Genomic DNA, 15871 nt, shown 5'->3' with positions numbered 1-15871 from the left:
ACTATATAAACGAATACGATGATCGGAAAAAGTACAGTTGTTTTGCTCGTTACAGAGAGTCAGGGGATGGTGGAAACCCGGCACGCAGCAACAGCTCGAATGGGTCCGTGAGTGGCAGCTTGAACATTGAAAGTAGAGCGCCCGGCAGCCGTCCGTTAACCGGTTTTAAGGGGAAGCAATTTTGCTTCAACGAGAGGTGGCACCGCGGGAAACCGTCCTCCATAGATGATGAGATCATCTATGGAGTTTTTTTATGGAAAGAAAGGGGAACTGACGATGAAATTACAGGAAACGATTCAATACAGACGAAAAGAAATGGAAGGAGATATGGTTACACCAATCTCCATCTATCACATGCTGCGTGGAAAACAAAAGATGTTGTTTGAAAGCTCAGCGAAACATGAAGAAAGCGGACGCTATTCATTTATAGCGGTGGATCCGGTCGCGCAATTTATAGCTGATGGAAGCGGGTATACGCTAACCAAAAAAGAGGGTGAAACGGAATCTGGTTCAGAAAAGTTCATGGACAAATTAAAAGAGATTATGCCCGTGTATGGTGATAACGATTACCCATTTCCATTTTTCGGCGGCGCAGCCGGCTACATTGGTTATGATACGGTTTTCTTTGAAGAAAAAATCGGCGAACCGCTTCCGGATGAACTGGAAATGCCGGACGTACATCTGCTGTTTTACGATACGTTCGTCGTCTATGATCATTTAACACAACTCGTTTCGTTCGTTGCCGTTGATTTATTCGGAGACCGAGCGGAAGCTGAAATGGATGCAGCGATTGAAAGCTTATATCATGACATTCATACCGATCAAAAACCATTTGCAGGCAATGAAACAAATGTCCTTGCATTCACTTCAAAAACGGAACGTAAAACATTTTGTGAAATGGTTGAAAAAGCGAAAGAACACATCATTCGTGGTGATATATTCCAAGTTGTTCTTTCGCAGCGTCTTTCATCTCCATTTGAAGGAGATCCATTTACATTGTATCGCCGTCTTCGTACATCTAATCCGTCACCGTACATGTTTTACATTGATTTCGATGGCTATACGGTGTTAGGCACATCACCAGAAAGCCTTGTAAAAGTAAGCGGCACGACTGTCACAACAAATCCAATTGCCGGCACTCGCCCGCGCGGCACATCACCAGAAGAAGATGTGCGTCTTTCAGAAGAGCTGTTAGCGGATGAAAAAGAAATTGCTGAACACCGGATGCTTGTCGATCTTGGCCGCAACGATGTCGGGAAAATTTCAGAAATTGGCTCGGTTACATTGGATAAGTATATGAAAATTGAAAAATATAAACATGTGATGCATATCGTGTCGGAAGTATCAGGTGAATTAAGAGAAAATTATCATCCACTTGATGCACTGACAGCCTGTCTGCCAGCGGGTACGGTCTCGGGTGCACCGAAAATTCGGGCCATGCAAATTATTAATGAACTTGAACCAGTGAAGCGCGGCGTGTACTCTGGTGCAGTCGGATACTTGTCGGCAACGGGCAGCATGGACTTTGCGCTTGCGATCCGCACGATGGTCATTAAAGACAATATGGCGCACGTACAGGCAGGAGCCGGCATCGTCTATGACTCCGTGCCTGATACAGAATATGAAGAAACAATGCATAAAGCGAAAGCATTACTGGAGGTGCAAAAATGATTTTACTCATTGATAACTACGATTCATTCACATACAATCTATATCAACAAATCGGCCGCATTGGCAAAAACGTCCGCGTTGTCCGCAACGACGAAATTACGATCGATGAAATTGAAGCACTGGCACCGGAAGCGATTGTCATTTCTCCAGGACCAGGCACACCGGAAGAAGCGGGGATTTCGATTGAAGTAGTGCACGCCTTTTATCATCGGATTCCGATTCTTGGTATCTGTCTCGGCCATCAGGCGATTGCAGCGGCGTTTGGAACGGATATCATTCCAGCAAAAACGATTAAACATGGGAAATTGTCCATGGCTCGCCATGAAGGAAAAGGATTGTTTTCTGCGGTGCAAGGTCCAGTGCCTATCATGCGTTATCACTCTCTTGCTGTTGACCGTGAAACACTTAGTCAAAAGCTAGAAGTGATAGCAGAATCAACCGATGACAACGAAATTATGGCACTGCGTCATAAAGAATATCCTGTCTTTGGCCTTCAATTTCATCCAGAATCGATCGGGACAAAAGTGGGCGATAATTTAATTAGCGAATTTTTCCGTTCGTACCGGAAAGAAAAAAATATGAAAAAGTATTTAATGAAATTATCCGATGGAGAATCTCTTACAACAAAGGAAATGGAAGATGCTGTCACGGAGATTTTACAGGAAGATGTGACGGATAGTGAAATCGCTGCTTTTTTAATCGCACTAAAAGCAAAAGGGGAAACGGTAGAGGAAGTCGCTGCATTTGTCAATGTGCTCCATCAAAACGCGGTGGCGTCCCGTACAAACTGGAAGAACGTGATGGATAACTGTGGTACGGGCGGCGATGGTTCACAAAGCTTTAATATTAGCACAACGTCTGCTTTTGTGCTTGCGGGTGCTGGCGTAAAAGTAGCCAAACATGGCAACAGAAGTGTATCAAGTAAAACAGGCAGCGCCGATGTGCTTGAACATCTTGGGGTGTCACTTGACTTCCTGGCTGATGAAACAGACCGGCTTCTTGAAGAAAACAACATTACATTTTTGTTTGCGCCACACGTTCATCCGAAATTAAAACGCATTATGAAAGTGCGCCGTGATTTGAAAATTCCAACGATTTTTAATTTGATCGGGCCGCTGACGAATCCAGTAAAGCTCGAATCGCAGCTTTTAGGCACTTATCGCCGTGATTCGTTAGAGATGATGGCCGATGTGTTAAACCGTCTTGGCCGTAAACGCGCTGTTGTATTAAACGGGGCAGGCTATATGGATGAAGCGTCTCTTGCTGGTGAAAATCATTTGGTTTTGCTCGAAAATGGCAAAATAGAAAAAATGATTGTAACAGCCGAATCCGCTGGGCTGCCGGAATATCCACTTGAAGCGATTAAAGGCGGCGAAGCGATTGAAAACGCCGAAATTTTAAAGAGGATCTTAGAAGGGGAGCGCGGTGCACAGCGCGATACGGTTGTGCTTAATAGTGCGATCGGCTTATTCGCAAATGGCAAGGCAAAGTCTATTCGTGAAGGTGTGAAGATGGCGGAAGAAAGCATCGATTCAGGTGCTGCGCTGCAAAAATTAAATTATTTAGTTGAGTTTTCAAAAAGACGACAGAAGGCAGTGATAACAGGATGACAACAATTTTAGATAAAATTATCGATAAAAAACGCGAAGAAGTAGCGCTTTTAAAACAGTCGGCACTCACATACAAAACAGACCGGACACCTCTTTCCTTTTATGATCGGGTCGTAGCATCGAAAACGATAGCGTTGATTGCGGAAGTCAAGCGGGCCTCCCCATCAAAAGGAGATATAAATCTGGGTGTTGATCCGGTTGAACAAGCAACGATTTATGCAGACAACGGCGCTGATGCCGTGTCTGTTCTAACAGATACGCCTTTTTTCAAAGGTACGATGGACGACTTAAAAGCAGTGAAAGAAAATGTTGAGATCCCTCTCTTAAATAAAGATTTTATCATTGATGAAATTCAAATTGATCGGGCAAAAGCTTCAGGAGGCGATATCATTTTACTGATTGCCGCTGCGCTGAACGATGAAGAGATGCATAGATTGTACCGCCATTCAAAAGAGCATGGACTTGATGTGCTCGTTGAAGTGCATGACGAAGCGGAAATGGAACGGGCACTTGCACTAGAAGCCAATATTATTGGGATTAACAACCGCGATCTTCACTCATTTAAAACAAATCTTGCTGTAACGGAACGGCTTATGTCCCGTTATGGAAAAGAAAAGGCTATTTTTGTGTCGGAGAGCGGTATAAAAACACGGGAAGATGCGATTCGGTTAAAAGAAGCCGGCGCCCGGGCGCTTCTTGTCGGTGAAACATTAATGCTAGCTGGCGATGTGGCGGGAGCAGTCCGTTCGCTGAAAGTAGAATTGTAAAATGAACGTTAAAATTTGTGGAATTACATCGTTTGAAGCAGCGAGTTGGGCACGTGAGGCTGGTGCTGACATGATTGGATTTGTTTTTGCCAACAGTAGCCGGCGCATTTCAGCTGAATTGGCCCGCGAGATCGGCGAAGCTGTCGGCCCAAACGTAAAAAAAGTCGGCGTGTTCGTCAATGAAGAGTCCGGTGTAATTTGTGATATTGTGAAAACAGCCGGTCTTGATTATGTACAGCTTCACGGTGATGAAACAGCTGAATTTGCTGAAAATATGCCGGTTCCAGTTATAAAAGCTTTTTCAGTAAAAGAAAACATTCCGTACAAAGAAATGTTTGCCTACCCGGCCAAGTATATTTTAATCGACAGTCCACCGGCTCGCTTTCGTGGAGGCAGCGGCCAAGTATTTGACTGGTCACTTCTTGAAAATCCGGATGTTGATAAAAACCGTCTCATTTTGGCAGGAGGTCTCTCACCTGATAATATAGAAGAAGCTGTGCAGTCCGTTCAGCCATTTGCGGTGGATATTTCAAGCGGTGTCGAAACGGATGGTCGGAAAGATGAAACGAAAGTGTTTCAATTTGTACAGCGTGCGAAAGGAGCAAATTAAATTGAGTAATGTATATAACCAGCCGGATGCTAAAGGGCATTACGGTGAATACGGCGGCCGTTACGTGCCGGAAACACTTATGCGGGCCGTTAAAGAACTAGAAGAAGCATACGAGTCAGCGATGGTCGATGAATCATTTCTAGCTGAATTAAATCATTATTTAACCGATTATGTCGGTCGTGAAAATCCGCTTTACTTTGCAGAAAACTTAACAAAAGAAGCCGGTGGTGCGAAAATTTATTTAAAGCGCGAAGACTTGAATCATACAGGCGCTCATAAAATTAATAATACGATTGGACAAGCGCTTCTTACCGTTCGTATGGGCAAACGAAAAGTTGTGGCTGAAACAGGTGCTGGACAGCATGGTGTGGCTACAGCTACTGTCTGCGCATTGTTGAATCTGGACTGTGTTATTTTTATGGGGGAAGAAGATATTCGCCGCCAGGAATTAAATGTGTTCCGGATGGAGCTGCTTGGTGCGCGCGTTGAAAGTGTCTCGCAAGGAAGCGGCACACTAAAAGATGCGGTAAATGAAGCACTTCGCTACTGGGTAACAAATGTGGAAGATACTCATTATATTATGGGTTCGGTGCTTGGTCCGCATCCATTCCCGCAAATTGTCCGCGATTTTCAAGCAGTAATTGGCAATGAAACGAAACGGCAGCTGCAGGAAAAAGAAGGTCGTCTTCCTGATGCCGTTGTGGCATGTATTGGTGGAGGCAGCAACGCGATGGGGATGTTTTATCCATTTATTGAAGATGAATCGGTCAAAATGTACGGCGTAGAAGCATCCGGAAGCGGTGTAGATACAGATAAACATGCGGCCTCGATGACGATGGGCAGTGTTGGGGTACTGCACGGCAGTAAAATGTATTTGCTTCAGGACGAAGCAGGACAAATTCAAGAAGCGCATTCCATTTCTGCTGGTCTTGATTATCCAGGCGTTGGTCCAGAACATAGCTTTTTAAAAGACTCAGGTCGTGTCATTTATGAACATATTACGGATGAAGAAGCGCTTGAAGGCTTTAAAATGCTGACTAAAACAGAAGGTATTATACCAGCGCTTGAAAGCTCTCATGCAATCGCGTATGCGCTGAAACTCGCAAAAACGATGAAAGAAGACGAGATTATCGCGATTTGTCTGTCAGGGCGCGGTGATAAAGACGTTGCACAAATTAAAGAACGTTTTGAAAGAGAGGGCCAAAAATAATGACGAAGTATAAAATGGCCGCAACGTTTGCACGTGTAAAGGAAGAAGACAAAAAAGTATTTACGGCTTACATCATGGCTGGTGACGGCGGTCTTCATACGTTGAAAGAAACGATTTTATTGTTAGAAGACGCAGGTGTAACAGTCGTTGAACTCGGTATTCCATTTTCCGATCCCGTCGCTGATGGTCCGGTCATTCAAGAAGCTGGAAAACGGGCACTTGCTGAAAAAATAACATTACAAGGAGTACTTGCTGAACTCGCGTCGTTTAAAGACGACATTTCCATTCCAGTCGTCATTATGACATACGCAAACCCGGTATTTAAACTCGGTGCAGAAACCTTTGCTGATCAATGTGCAGCAGCTGGTGTGTCTGGCGTCATTATTCCCGATGTGCCAATAGAGGAAGAAACAGAGTTTAAAGAATCATTGACAAAACATGACATCGCGCTTATTCGCTTCGTCACACTCACAAGTTCTAATGAACGAATTGATGAAACCGTTGATGGAGCAGAAGGATTTATTTATGCGGTAACAGTAAACGGCATCACTGGCGCACGTGCAGGATTTGCTGGAGATCTGTCCGCTCACCTTGCCCGTATTACAGAAAAGAGCCCTGTACCGGTTCTCGCAGGATTCGGTGTATCCTCTAAAGAACAGGCTGAAACACTTGGTGCTGCATGTGACGGCGTGATTGTTGGCAGTAAAATCGTCTCGCTTCTTCATGAAGGACGGGGCCATGAGATTAAAGAGTTAGTGCCGGGTAAAATCGGCGTGAAATAATAGAAAAGCTGTCCGGAGCCTGTTCCCCGGACAGCTTTTCTATTTAGCAGACTATGATTTTTTCACTACTTGCAGCCAGCTCCGGCCGCCGCGCGACTCTACTTCAACCGGTAAACCAAAAGCATCGCTCAAAATATCATTCGTCAACACATCTTTTTTCGGTCCTGCTGCGATCATGATTCCATCTTTTATGACCGCAACATGTGTAATGGCTGGGATAATTTCTTCAATGTGATGCGTCACGTAAAGCAGTACCGTTTCATTTTTTAGCGCTTGTTCCTGCAGCGATTCAAGTAAATCTTCACGCGCCCGTACGTCGAGACCGGAACAAGGCTCATCCAAAATCATCGCGTCAGGCTGTGCCATAAACGCCCGGGCAATTAAGACACGGCGCTGTTCTCCTTGGGATAAAAATCGGTACGGCTGATCAGCTAGATACGTAATATGAAACTCTTTGAGCAGCTGTTCTGCTTTTTTCCAATCTTCGTCAGTCGTCTGCTCATAAATACCGATTGAATTAAATTTGCCGCTGACAATAATTTCGTGTGCCGTTTCCTGATCCAGTGTAGACAAAAAACGATTCAACGTATTCCCGACAAAACCAAGCCGTTTCTTTATGTATTCCCAGTTATATTTCCCATATTGGTGCCCAAATACATGGATCGTGCCGCTCGTCGGAAATTCATAGCCGCCCATCATATTTAACATTGTTGATTTCCCTGAACCGTTCAATCCAAGCACAGCCCAATGTTCACCCGCATTCACAATCCAGTTCACATCATCTAAAATGACTCGTTCTTCCCGCAAAAAACGTACATGTTCATATGAAATTATTTTAGACAAACTTATCACTCCTTTATTTAATAGTATCAGAAAAAAACGCGAAAAATACAATATAGGATATTCAACGATGTATATATTCCACAAGATATAGTTCCTTATGGTTTAGAAAAGTGTACGTGAGCGGAATAGAGAAAAAGCGAAATTCAAGATAGCCAAAAATTACACGTTTACTTTTGGTGGTGTGAAAAAGATAATATTATAGGGGAAATAGAATAAGAGGAGGGATAATATGTACGGGGAAGTTGAAACATTTTTACGCCCAGTGGAAGTACAAGAAGGAATGAAGACGGTAATTTATTACTGGGAAATTAAGGTTGCTGAGGTGGATAGAAAAATTTATGTATCAGCAACAGAACAAACGTCTAAACAATCTATACCTTGGCAGCTAAGCAGTAAATATTCGATTGAAGAGGCAGTGATTGAGTTAGCTGAAGTTTGTGATCAAAAGATTTAATTACCAGCAGATTACATGTAAGCATCCTTTAAAGGGATGCTTTTTTAAATAAAATCTAAAAATGAAAAAGCTTATCACTTACTGGTTTACATAAGGCTTTACTAATAGAAAAGGTTCATTCTATAACGACAATATGTCTCTTTTTAGGGTCGAAAAACCGCATAACAGCGGGATTTTAAGCAATTTGAAAAAAGATAAAAGTTAATTAAAGAAATTTATAAAAAAGCATTGGTTTTTAGATGGAACAGTAGTAAGATGATACTTGAAAAAGGCAACATCCAGGATGCTGGATGGTCTATTCAAGTAAAAAGGCCTTTTTCTTTCTCAAGACGTTTTTCCATGTTAGACTTATGGTGTAAGCGTTTTAGGATTTATCTGTACATATTTATACGAAGAAAGTATAAAAAATAACGAAAAAGAAAATCAAATGGGCGAAACAGTTGGAGGTTTTTCAGAATGAACATGCAGAATGGCCAGGGAAATCCATGGAAAGATTTTTCCGGACCGAACCTAGGATACGTAATGGAAGTGTATGAACATTACTTAACTGATCCTGACGCAGTGGATCAAGAATTGAGACAGTTGTTTGATCAATGGGGAGCACCTGTATCTCTGGCTGGCAGTGCATCGCCATCCGCAGCAGCAACATCACCGGGTGATCTTGATAAGTTGTATGGAGCCATAAAGCTAGCTGATGGTATTCGTATTCACGGACACCTTGCAGCGGATATTAATCCGCTTGATGACAGCCGTAAAGATACGCACCGGATTGATCTTGAGACATATGGGTTAACAGAAGCGGATCTACGTGCTATTCCGGTTCAATACATTTGCAAAGGTGCACCATCTCATATACAAGACGGATATGAGGCGATTATGCATTTGAAGAAAGTATACACGGATAAAGTGGCCTTTGAATTCGCACAAGTACATGATCTCGAAGAAAAACAATGGCTTCGTCAGCAAATTGAATCAACCGATTATTATCCGACATTTTCAGATGATCATAAAAAAGCGCTTTTGAAACGACTAACGGAAGTAGAAGGATTTGAAAAATTCATTCATAAAACATTTGTTGGTCAAAAACGCTTTTCAATCGAAGGATTAGATGCGATGGTTCTACTTCTCGATGAACTCGTTCATCACTCTGCTGTAAAAGGTGCACAAACGATTAACATCGGTATGGCCCATCGTGGACGTCTGAACGTTCTCGCGCACATTCTCGGCAAACCATATGAAATGATTTTCGCTGAATTCGCACATGCACCGAATAAAAAAATGCTTCCACTTGGTTCAATGAAAATGAATTACTACGGCTGGACAGGGGATGTAAAATATCATCTCGGTGCGGACCGCAGCTATAAAGAAGAAGATACATCAACAGCACGCATTACGCTTGCTAATAACCCGAGTCATCTTGAAGTTGTCAGTCCCATTGTAGCTGGATACACAAGAGCGGCGCAGGAAGACCGGACAAATAAAGGAAAACCGGACCTTGATGTGTCAAAAGCAATGTCGATTATTATCCACGGTGACGCTGCATTCCCAGGTCAGGGAATTGTCGGTGAAACATTTAACATGAGTCAGATTAACGGTTACAAAACAGGTGGATCCATTCACATCATTTCAAATAACATGATTGGGTTTACGACTGAATCGCATGATTCCCGCTCAACACGTTATGCATCAGACGTGGCGAAAGGCTTCGAAGTGCCGATCGTTCATGTGAATGCAGATGATCCAGAAGCATGTGTGGCAGCTGCTTTTATGGCAGTTGATTATCGCTCACGTTTTGCTAAAGATTTTGTGATTGATTTAATCGGCTACCGTCGCTTCGGTCATAATGAAACAGACGAACCGATGACAACGAATCCAAAAATGTACCAGATGATTCGTAATCATAAAACCGTTCGTGAATTGTATGCGAATAAACTTGTCGATCGTGGTGTCATTGATGCAGGTTATGCAGAGAAAGTATATAGTGAAAATGAACAAAAGCTGAAAGATTTGTTTGAAACCGTTCCGAAAACAGACGACAATCCAGATATCGTGATGAATCCGCCGAAAGTCGTTGAACAGGATTTACCTTGCAACAAAACAGGCGTGAGTGAAGACGACCTAAAAATCATTAATCAGGAACTTTTGACGTGGCCGGAAGGATTTCAGCCATTCAAAAAGCTTGAACGTATTTTGAAACGTCGCGAGCATCTATTTGAAGAAGATGGTCATATTGATTGGGGACACGCCGAAACACTCGCGTTTGCATCAATTTTAAAAGAAGGCACCCCAATCAGACTGACTGGTCAGGATTCACAGCGTGGTACATTTGCGCATAGAAACCTCGTGTTGCATGATGAAAACAGCGGGGCAGAATACTTACCGCTTCATGGGTTAAGCAACACGAATGCGTCATTTGATGTCATTAACTCGCCGCTTACAGAAACAGCTGTTGTCGGTTTTGAATATGGCTATAACGTATTTTCTCCTGAAACACTTGTTCTTTGGGAAGCACAGTTCGGTGACTTTGCGAATATGGCACAAGTAATGTTTGACCAGTTCGTCGCATCTGGACGAGCGAAATGGGGTCAAAAGTCAGGTCTTGTTATGCTTCTGCCGCATGGTTATGAAGGCCAAGGACCGGAGCATTCAAGTGCTCGGATGGAGCGATTCTTGCAGTTAGCAGGAGAAAATAACTGGACGGTGGCAAACTTATCATCAACAGCGCAATATTTTCATATTTTGCGCCGTCAAGCTTCAATTCTACAAAAAGAAGAAGTACGTCCGCTCGTCATCATGACGCCGAAAAGCTTGCTTCGTCATCCGCTTGCAGCATCAAAAGCATCGGAATTCTCTGATGGTATATTTAAACTTATTGTAGAAGAACCGAGAACAGGAAGCAATCCTAAGAAAGTTGAACGTCTCGTTCTTTGCAGCGGTAAAGTGTCAATCGACCTTGCCGAGCAAATTGACAAGACAGAGGACAATTTAGACTGGCTTCATGTCTTGCGTGTAGAGGAATTGTATCCATTCCCGAAAAATGAGATTGTTGGTATTTTAGAACAACTCCCAAATGTTAATGAAATCATCTGGCTGCAGGAAGAACCACAAAACATGGGTGCATGGACATATATGGATCCAAGACTGCGTGATGTAGCTCCTGGTGGCACGTCTGTCCGTTACGTGGGCCGCCGCCGCCGTTCAAGCTCTTCTGAAGGGGATGCCATTGTCCACAAAAAAGAACAGGCACGTCTGTTGCGTGCTGCCATGACGAAAGAACAGTAACAACAAAAATCCCGCAGCCGGTTTAAGCCCGGCTGCAGCTAGTACATAATAAGAAAATGATCATGAATGACGACAAGGAGGATTTTTAACGTGGCAGAAATTAGAGTTCCTGAACTGGCAGAATCAATTACAGAAGGTACGATTGCACAGTGGTTAAAGCAACCCGGTGATTATGTGGAAAAAGGCGAATACATCGTTGAACTCGAAACAGATAAAGTAAACGTCGAAGTGATTTCAGAAGAAGCGGGAACGATCAAAGAACTACAGGCGGCAGAAGGCGATACGGTTAAAGTAGGTCAAGTCATTGCTATTGTAGAAGCGGGCGCAGCAAGTACTGCACAGGCTCAAAAGGCTCCAGCAGCGGAAGCAGCGCCGAAAGCAGAAGAGAAAGAAGTACAGCCGGAACCGGCTAAAGAAGATCCGAATAACCGGACGGTTGCTTCACCAGCAGCACGTAAATTAGCACGTGAAAAGGGAATTGACTTATCTGCAGTTAAACCAGTTGATCCGCTAGGACGCGTCCGTGTTCAAGATGTAGAGACACATCAAGATGTACCTTCGTCTCCAGCCGCAGCCCCACAAAAAGCACCTGTAGCAGCGGCACCTGCGAAAAAACAGGATGATGGGAAACCGATTGAGCGCGAGCGTATGAGCCGCCGCCGTCAAACGATTGCTAAACGTCTTGTCGAGGTACAGCAAACAGCTGCGATGCTGACAACGTTTAACGAAATTGACATGACGAACATTATGGATCTTCGCAAACGTAAAAAAGATAAATTCTTTGATGACCATGATGTGCGTCTTGGTTTCATGTCATTCTTCACAAAAGCGGTTGTGGCAGGATTGAAAAAATATCCGTATGTCAACGCTGAAATCGATGGCAATGAAGTCCTGTTGAAAAAGTTCTATGATATCGGTATTGCCGTATCAACAGATGATGGTCTTGTCGTACCGGTTGTCCGTGATTGCGACCGCAAAAACTTCTCTGAAATCGAAGGATCTATTATGGAGATGGCTTTAAAAGCACGTGATAATAAACTGGCGCTTGCTGATTTGCAAGGCGGTACGTTTACGATCACAAACGGCGGTGTTTTCGGATCTCTTCTATCAACACCCATTTTGAACGGTTCACAGGTCGGTATTCTCGGCATGCATACGATTCAAAAGCGTCCGGTTGCGATTGGCGATTCCATTGAAATTCGTCCGATGATGTACGTGGCTCTTTCTTATGACCACCGCATCATTGATGGAAAAGAAGCAGTCAGCTTTTTGAAAATGGTGAAAGAATTAATTGAAAATCCTGAAGATCTTCTTCTAGAAGGATAAGTAACACAAAAATCCCGCAGCTATTAGCAGCCGCGGGATTTTTTATTATTTTTCATTTTTAGGCGATAATCCGCGTTTTCTCACTTCAATTTTTAATGCATTGATCCATTCCTTGTCATCTCGATTGTTCAATGCATCCCGATAAGCAGCCACCAACAGTTCATTGCTCATAATCTTCATTCGTTTATGACCTCCTCTGAGTGGTATTAAAATAAAGATATATATCTTTATTTTCTGATTATTATACTAGCAATCAATCAATCTAAATGCAAACAATAAACAAAAATCTAATAAAAACGATATAATATTCCCAATTTATATTATCTTTTTTAAAAAAATTGTAATAAAATCATGAAAAAGGGGGGCTATTTGTTGTATATTTATAAGAGCAGTGAGATAAAAAAGGCTGACAGATGTGCAGAAGAACAGGGGATGACGGCTTTTACGTTGATGGAGCTTTCAGGAATTGGCCTTTTCAACGCTATAAAACAGGATTTGAATATACATAAACATCATTTTACCATTATAGCAGGCAAAGGAAACAATGGAGGAGATGGCATTGTGCTTGCCCGTTATCTTCAAATAGCTGGTGTGCCATGTAGCCTTTTCTTTCCGTTGGGACTTCCGGTATCCGCAGCATCAAAAGCTCACTTTGACTATTATTCGTCACTTGGTTTTTCAGCATCGACAAATTTACCGGATCAATCAGGTTCGATTCTCGTTGACAGTTTATTCGGTATAGGGATTAAGCTCCCGCTTCGGGAAAATATTCAACGTGTGACGGACTGGATGAATAGACAGACAGCGATGAAGGTGGCGATTGATTTACCAACGGGTGCAGCATCAGATGATGGCGATTGTGACAAACATGCGTTTAAAGCAGATCGGACGTATTCACTGCATGGATATAAGCCATCCCGTTTTTTGTATCCAGCCGCTTCTTTATATGGTGATACGGAAGTGGTCGAGATCGGGTTGCCACATACATCGAACTGGAAAGTGAGAAGCGTACAGGAAGTGGCTAAATCACTCACATATAGCGGCCAGAATGCTCATAAAGGAACGTTTGGACACGGACTATTAATCGCAGGTACGAAAGATATGCCAGGCAGTGCATCGCTTGCTGCATCTGGCGCGGTCGCATGTGGTGCTGGAAAATTGACGGTACAGACAGAAAAAGAAGCTATCCCGATTATTGCTTCCCATGTACCGGAAGCGATGTATCAGTTTAACCCGCACATCGAATTAGACCATTCATTTGATGCCATTGCAGCAGGATGCGGTCGACCATCAGATGACAAGATGGAAATATTGATCGAGGAACTTTTAGCACAAAAAAAGCCTGTGATTCTTGATGCAGGTGCGTTGCATCCACGCTCATATGCAAAGAAAAAATGTCCGGTCATCGTTACACCACATCCAGGAGAGTTTTCCCGGATGACAGGCAAAGAGACCGTTTATGTTCAGCGTACGCGTATAGCGGCCGCTTCTGCATATGCCGTTGAACACAATGTCACGGTCGTATTAAAAGGGGAGTATACCGTGACGGCTTTTGCAGATGGCGGCGGCTATGTGAATGTGACAGGCAACGATGGTTTGTCAAAAGGCGGCAGTGGAGATGTGCTGACAGGTCTTATTCTCGCATTGGTGCTCCGAAACAAAAATATAAAAGAAGCAGTGGCCGACGCGGTCTATCTTCATGGTCATTGTGCGGATAAGTGGAAGGAAGCCTATCCGGCACAGACAATGCGTCCATCTTATATTTCGCAATTAATCGCTGAAACTGCAAATGAAATTATAAAGGAGACATGAAAATGATACATGCAAAATGGCATGAAAAAGAAACGATTAAACAAGTAATATGTGTGCATACAAAAGCAGAAAAGTACATGGTTGAAAATGTATTGACAGAAGGCAATGTGTACGATTTGAAAAATGAAACAGATGAATTTTATTTTATTGTTGATAACAAAGGCCGCGTATCCGGGTTTTATAAAGATTATTTTCAAGATGTAAACTAAGTGAACGATCGATTTGTAGGGGGAGAACAAAGTGTTTGATGAACGAATTGCGTTAAAAATTAGACTAGATCAGTTGGCAGATGCGGAAGTTCGGGTGATGCAGGAGTTTAAAAAAGAGAGGGAAGTTATTTTTTCCCGTTTACAGGAGCTTGACAGTGTGGATGAGTCAGATGCTCGTTCGGTCGCTGCAATTACAACAATCGGGCTTCCGCCAAGAGCCCGCCGGGGCCGCCGCAGTGAAAGTTTAACTGAACTTCGTAAAACAGCAGTCGTCGTCCTGAAGGAGCAAAATACACCCATTCGGGGCATTGAATTGCAGCGTTTTGTGGAAGAGCGGACAGGCAAAAAAATTGCGAATATGACGACATTTATGAATGGCCTTGAACGTGAAAATGAACGTGTCCGAAAGCTTGGTCGAGGACTGTATATGTACGAATACGATATGTGAACTTATTTTTATTTAAATTTTTATAAATAATGTTTACAGCCCTTTTTATTAAGAAAAAGGGCTGTTTTTGTATTTTGACCATGAAACTTTGTTATGCATGGAATTCATGAAATGGAATTTGTGAATTAAAATGGTTAGATAAGGCACAATACCCTTAGAAAGGGGCGATTGTCATCTATAATACAGGAGATTGGGTTTTTAATAAAAATAATCAAACACGAGGTTTTATCGTAGCATCAACGCATTACGCATCCGTTGTTACTTATGTACGAAATGGGCACTTCTTCGTTACCTCGAATTCGAGTACTCACAATCTTGAGAAATTGGACGAACAACTCAAACCGGATGAATTAATGGAATTAATGGATATGGCACTTGAACTGCGGGATCGAGAATGGTTCCGTGAGCTTGCCGTGCAAATTGGAAAAGCGAAGGAGTGTGCGGAATGAAAGTGGAAATAAAGTCAGTCCTATAAGGGTTCATTAAGATTCTATTTTTGATATGAAAATAAAACAGAACCTAAAAAGGGCTGTGATTTCGAAAAATCATGCCCTTTTTTCAGTGCTCTCTTTTTGTTACTTAATGAGGGATGGCAATCAATCCAATTTTTTCATCAGGTACAACAATGGCCGCAGAAAGGCCAAAAAAGACGGCTCCAACAATTAATGGAATACCAAGAATAGTTCCCCATAAAATCCCTTTTCTTCCTTTCTCTACGGTTTTACAAGACAAGGCCATTTGGAAAGCCACTTGTGCCAACATAATGTTAACGAGAAATAGGGCAAACCAAGCGAGAATAGGAAAACATTTCTGGTCTGACTTCGGCAAACTGCCTTAGTCCATCAAT

16 protein-coding genes and 1 other annotated feature are annotated in these 15871 nt (G+C 42.8%); of the genes, 13 read left to right on the top strand and 3 right to left on the bottom strand.

What is annotated here, in order from left to right; genetic code table 11:
• The first annotated feature begins 9 nt into the window (after positions 1–9).
• Positions 10–223 (top strand) — a binding site (T-box leader).
• A gap of 53 nt (positions 224–276) precedes the next feature.
• The 6 genes from trpE to trpA are packed head-to-tail and all read left to right on the top strand — an operon-like array spanning position 277 to position 6650.
• Complete coding sequence (gene trpE, locus A3M5_RS0108880) at positions 277–1671, top strand: anthranilate synthase component I (protein WP_196803556.1); 1395 nt, start codon at positions 277–279, stop codon at positions 1669–1671.
• Positions 1668–3281: a bifunctional anthranilate synthase component II/anthranilate phosphoribosyltransferase gene (locus A3M5_RS24660; RefSeq protein WP_018393406.1), complete on the top strand. Its 1614-nt coding sequence runs from the start codon at positions 1668–1670 to the stop codon at positions 3279–3281. Before trpE ends, A3M5_RS24660 begins: the two co-directional genes overlap by 4 nt.
• A complete protein-coding gene (gene trpC, locus A3M5_RS0108870; RefSeq protein WP_018393405.1) occupies positions 3278–4048 on the top strand; it encodes an indole-3-glycerol phosphate synthase TrpC in 771 nt (256 codons plus the stop codon). The genes A3M5_RS24660 and trpC overlap by 4 nt, the downstream gene beginning before the upstream one ends.
• A 1-nt stretch (position 4049) precedes the next feature.
• The gene (locus tag A3M5_RS0108865) at positions 4050–4658 is read left to right on the top strand and encodes a phosphoribosylanthranilate isomerase (protein WP_018393404.1); all 609 of its coding nucleotides are present in this window, start codon (positions 4050–4052) and stop codon (positions 4656–4658) included.
• Between the two features lies 1 nt (position 4659).
• Entirely contained in the window at positions 4660–5868 is a 1209-nt protein-coding gene (gene trpB / locus A3M5_RS0108860; RefSeq protein WP_018393403.1) for a tryptophan synthase subunit beta, read from the top strand.
• Positions 5868–6650, top strand: a complete 783-nt coding sequence (trpA, locus tag A3M5_RS0108855; RefSeq protein WP_018393402.1) for a tryptophan synthase subunit alpha — start codon at positions 5868–5870, stop codon at positions 6648–6650. Before trpB ends, trpA begins: the two co-directional genes overlap by 1 nt.
• A gap of 51 nt (positions 6651–6701) precedes the next feature.
• On the opposite strand, the gene A3M5_RS0108850 is transcribed toward trpA, so the two are convergent.
• Entirely contained in the window at positions 6702–7502 is an 801-nt protein-coding gene (locus A3M5_RS0108850) for an ABC transporter ATP-binding protein (protein ID WP_502685417.1), read from the bottom strand.
• Between the two features lie 220 nt (positions 7503–7722).
• Between A3M5_RS0108850 and A3M5_RS0108845 the strand changes: the two genes are divergently transcribed.
• The 3 genes from A3M5_RS0108845 (at position 7723) to odhB (ending at position 12555) form a co-directional block, all read left to right on the top strand.
• Positions 7723–7947 (top strand): hypothetical protein, encoded by a 225-nt coding sequence (locus A3M5_RS0108845; RefSeq protein ID WP_018393400.1) that lies wholly within the window; start codon positions 7723–7725, stop codon positions 7945–7947.
• Between the two features lie 456 nt (positions 7948–8403).
• Entirely contained in the window at positions 8404–11229 is a 2826-nt protein-coding gene (locus A3M5_RS0108840; RefSeq protein WP_018393399.1) for a 2-oxoglutarate dehydrogenase E1 component, read from the top strand.
• Positions 11230–11319: 90 nt separating this feature from the next.
• On the top strand, positions 11320–12555 hold the full coding sequence (gene odhB, locus A3M5_RS0108835) for a 2-oxoglutarate dehydrogenase complex dihydrolipoyllysine-residue succinyltransferase (RefSeq protein WP_018393398.1): 1236 nt from the start codon (positions 11320–11322) through the stop codon (positions 12553–12555).
• Between the two features lie 45 nt (positions 12556–12600).
• Here odhB and sda read toward each other — a convergent pair whose 3' ends face one another.
• The gene (gene sda, locus A3M5_RS0108830) at positions 12601–12735 is read right to left on the bottom strand and encodes a sporulation histidine kinase inhibitor Sda (RefSeq protein ID WP_018393397.1); all 135 of its coding nucleotides are present in this window, start codon (positions 12733–12735) and stop codon (positions 12601–12603) included.
• Between the two features lie 192 nt (positions 12736–12927).
• Between sda and A3M5_RS0108825 the strand changes: the two genes are divergently transcribed.
• The 4 genes from A3M5_RS0108825 to A3M5_RS25340 all read left to right on the top strand — a co-directional run bounded on the left by A3M5_RS0108825 (position 12928) and on the right by A3M5_RS25340 (position 15473).
• A complete protein-coding gene (locus A3M5_RS0108825; protein ID WP_018393396.1) occupies positions 12928–14367 on the top strand; it encodes a bifunctional ADP-dependent NAD(P)H-hydrate dehydratase/NAD(P)H-hydrate epimerase in 1440 nt (479 codons plus the stop codon).
• Between the two features lie 2 nt (positions 14368–14369).
• Positions 14370–14576: a DUF6501 family protein gene (locus A3M5_RS0108820; RefSeq protein WP_018393395.1), complete on the top strand. Its 207-nt coding sequence runs from the start codon at positions 14370–14372 to the stop codon at positions 14574–14576.
• Between the two features lie 31 nt (positions 14577–14607).
• Entirely contained in the window at positions 14608–15024 is a 417-nt protein-coding gene (locus A3M5_RS22690) for a Rok-like winged helix domain-containing protein (RefSeq protein ID WP_018393394.1), read from the top strand.
• Positions 15025–15347: 323 nt separating this feature from the next.
• The gene (locus A3M5_RS25340; protein WP_152333498.1) at positions 15348–15473 is read left to right on the top strand and encodes an IDEAL domain-containing protein; all 126 of its coding nucleotides are present in this window, start codon (positions 15348–15350) and stop codon (positions 15471–15473) included.
• Between the two features lie 130 nt (positions 15474–15603).
• Here the strand turns inward: A3M5_RS25340 and A3M5_RS25335 are convergent, their stop codons facing one another.
• On the bottom strand, positions 15604–15762 hold the full coding sequence (locus A3M5_RS25335; RefSeq protein ID WP_018393392.1) for a hypothetical protein: 159 nt from the start codon (positions 15760–15762) through the stop codon (positions 15604–15606).
• Positions 15763–15871 lie beyond the last annotated feature (109 nt).

Source organism: Bacillus sp. 37MA (assembly GCF_000372765.1).
Lineage (GTDB): Bacteria > Bacillota > Bacilli > Bacillales > Domibacillaceae > Domibacillus > Domibacillus aminovorans.
This window is presented reverse-complemented; position numbering and strand designations above follow the sequence as displayed.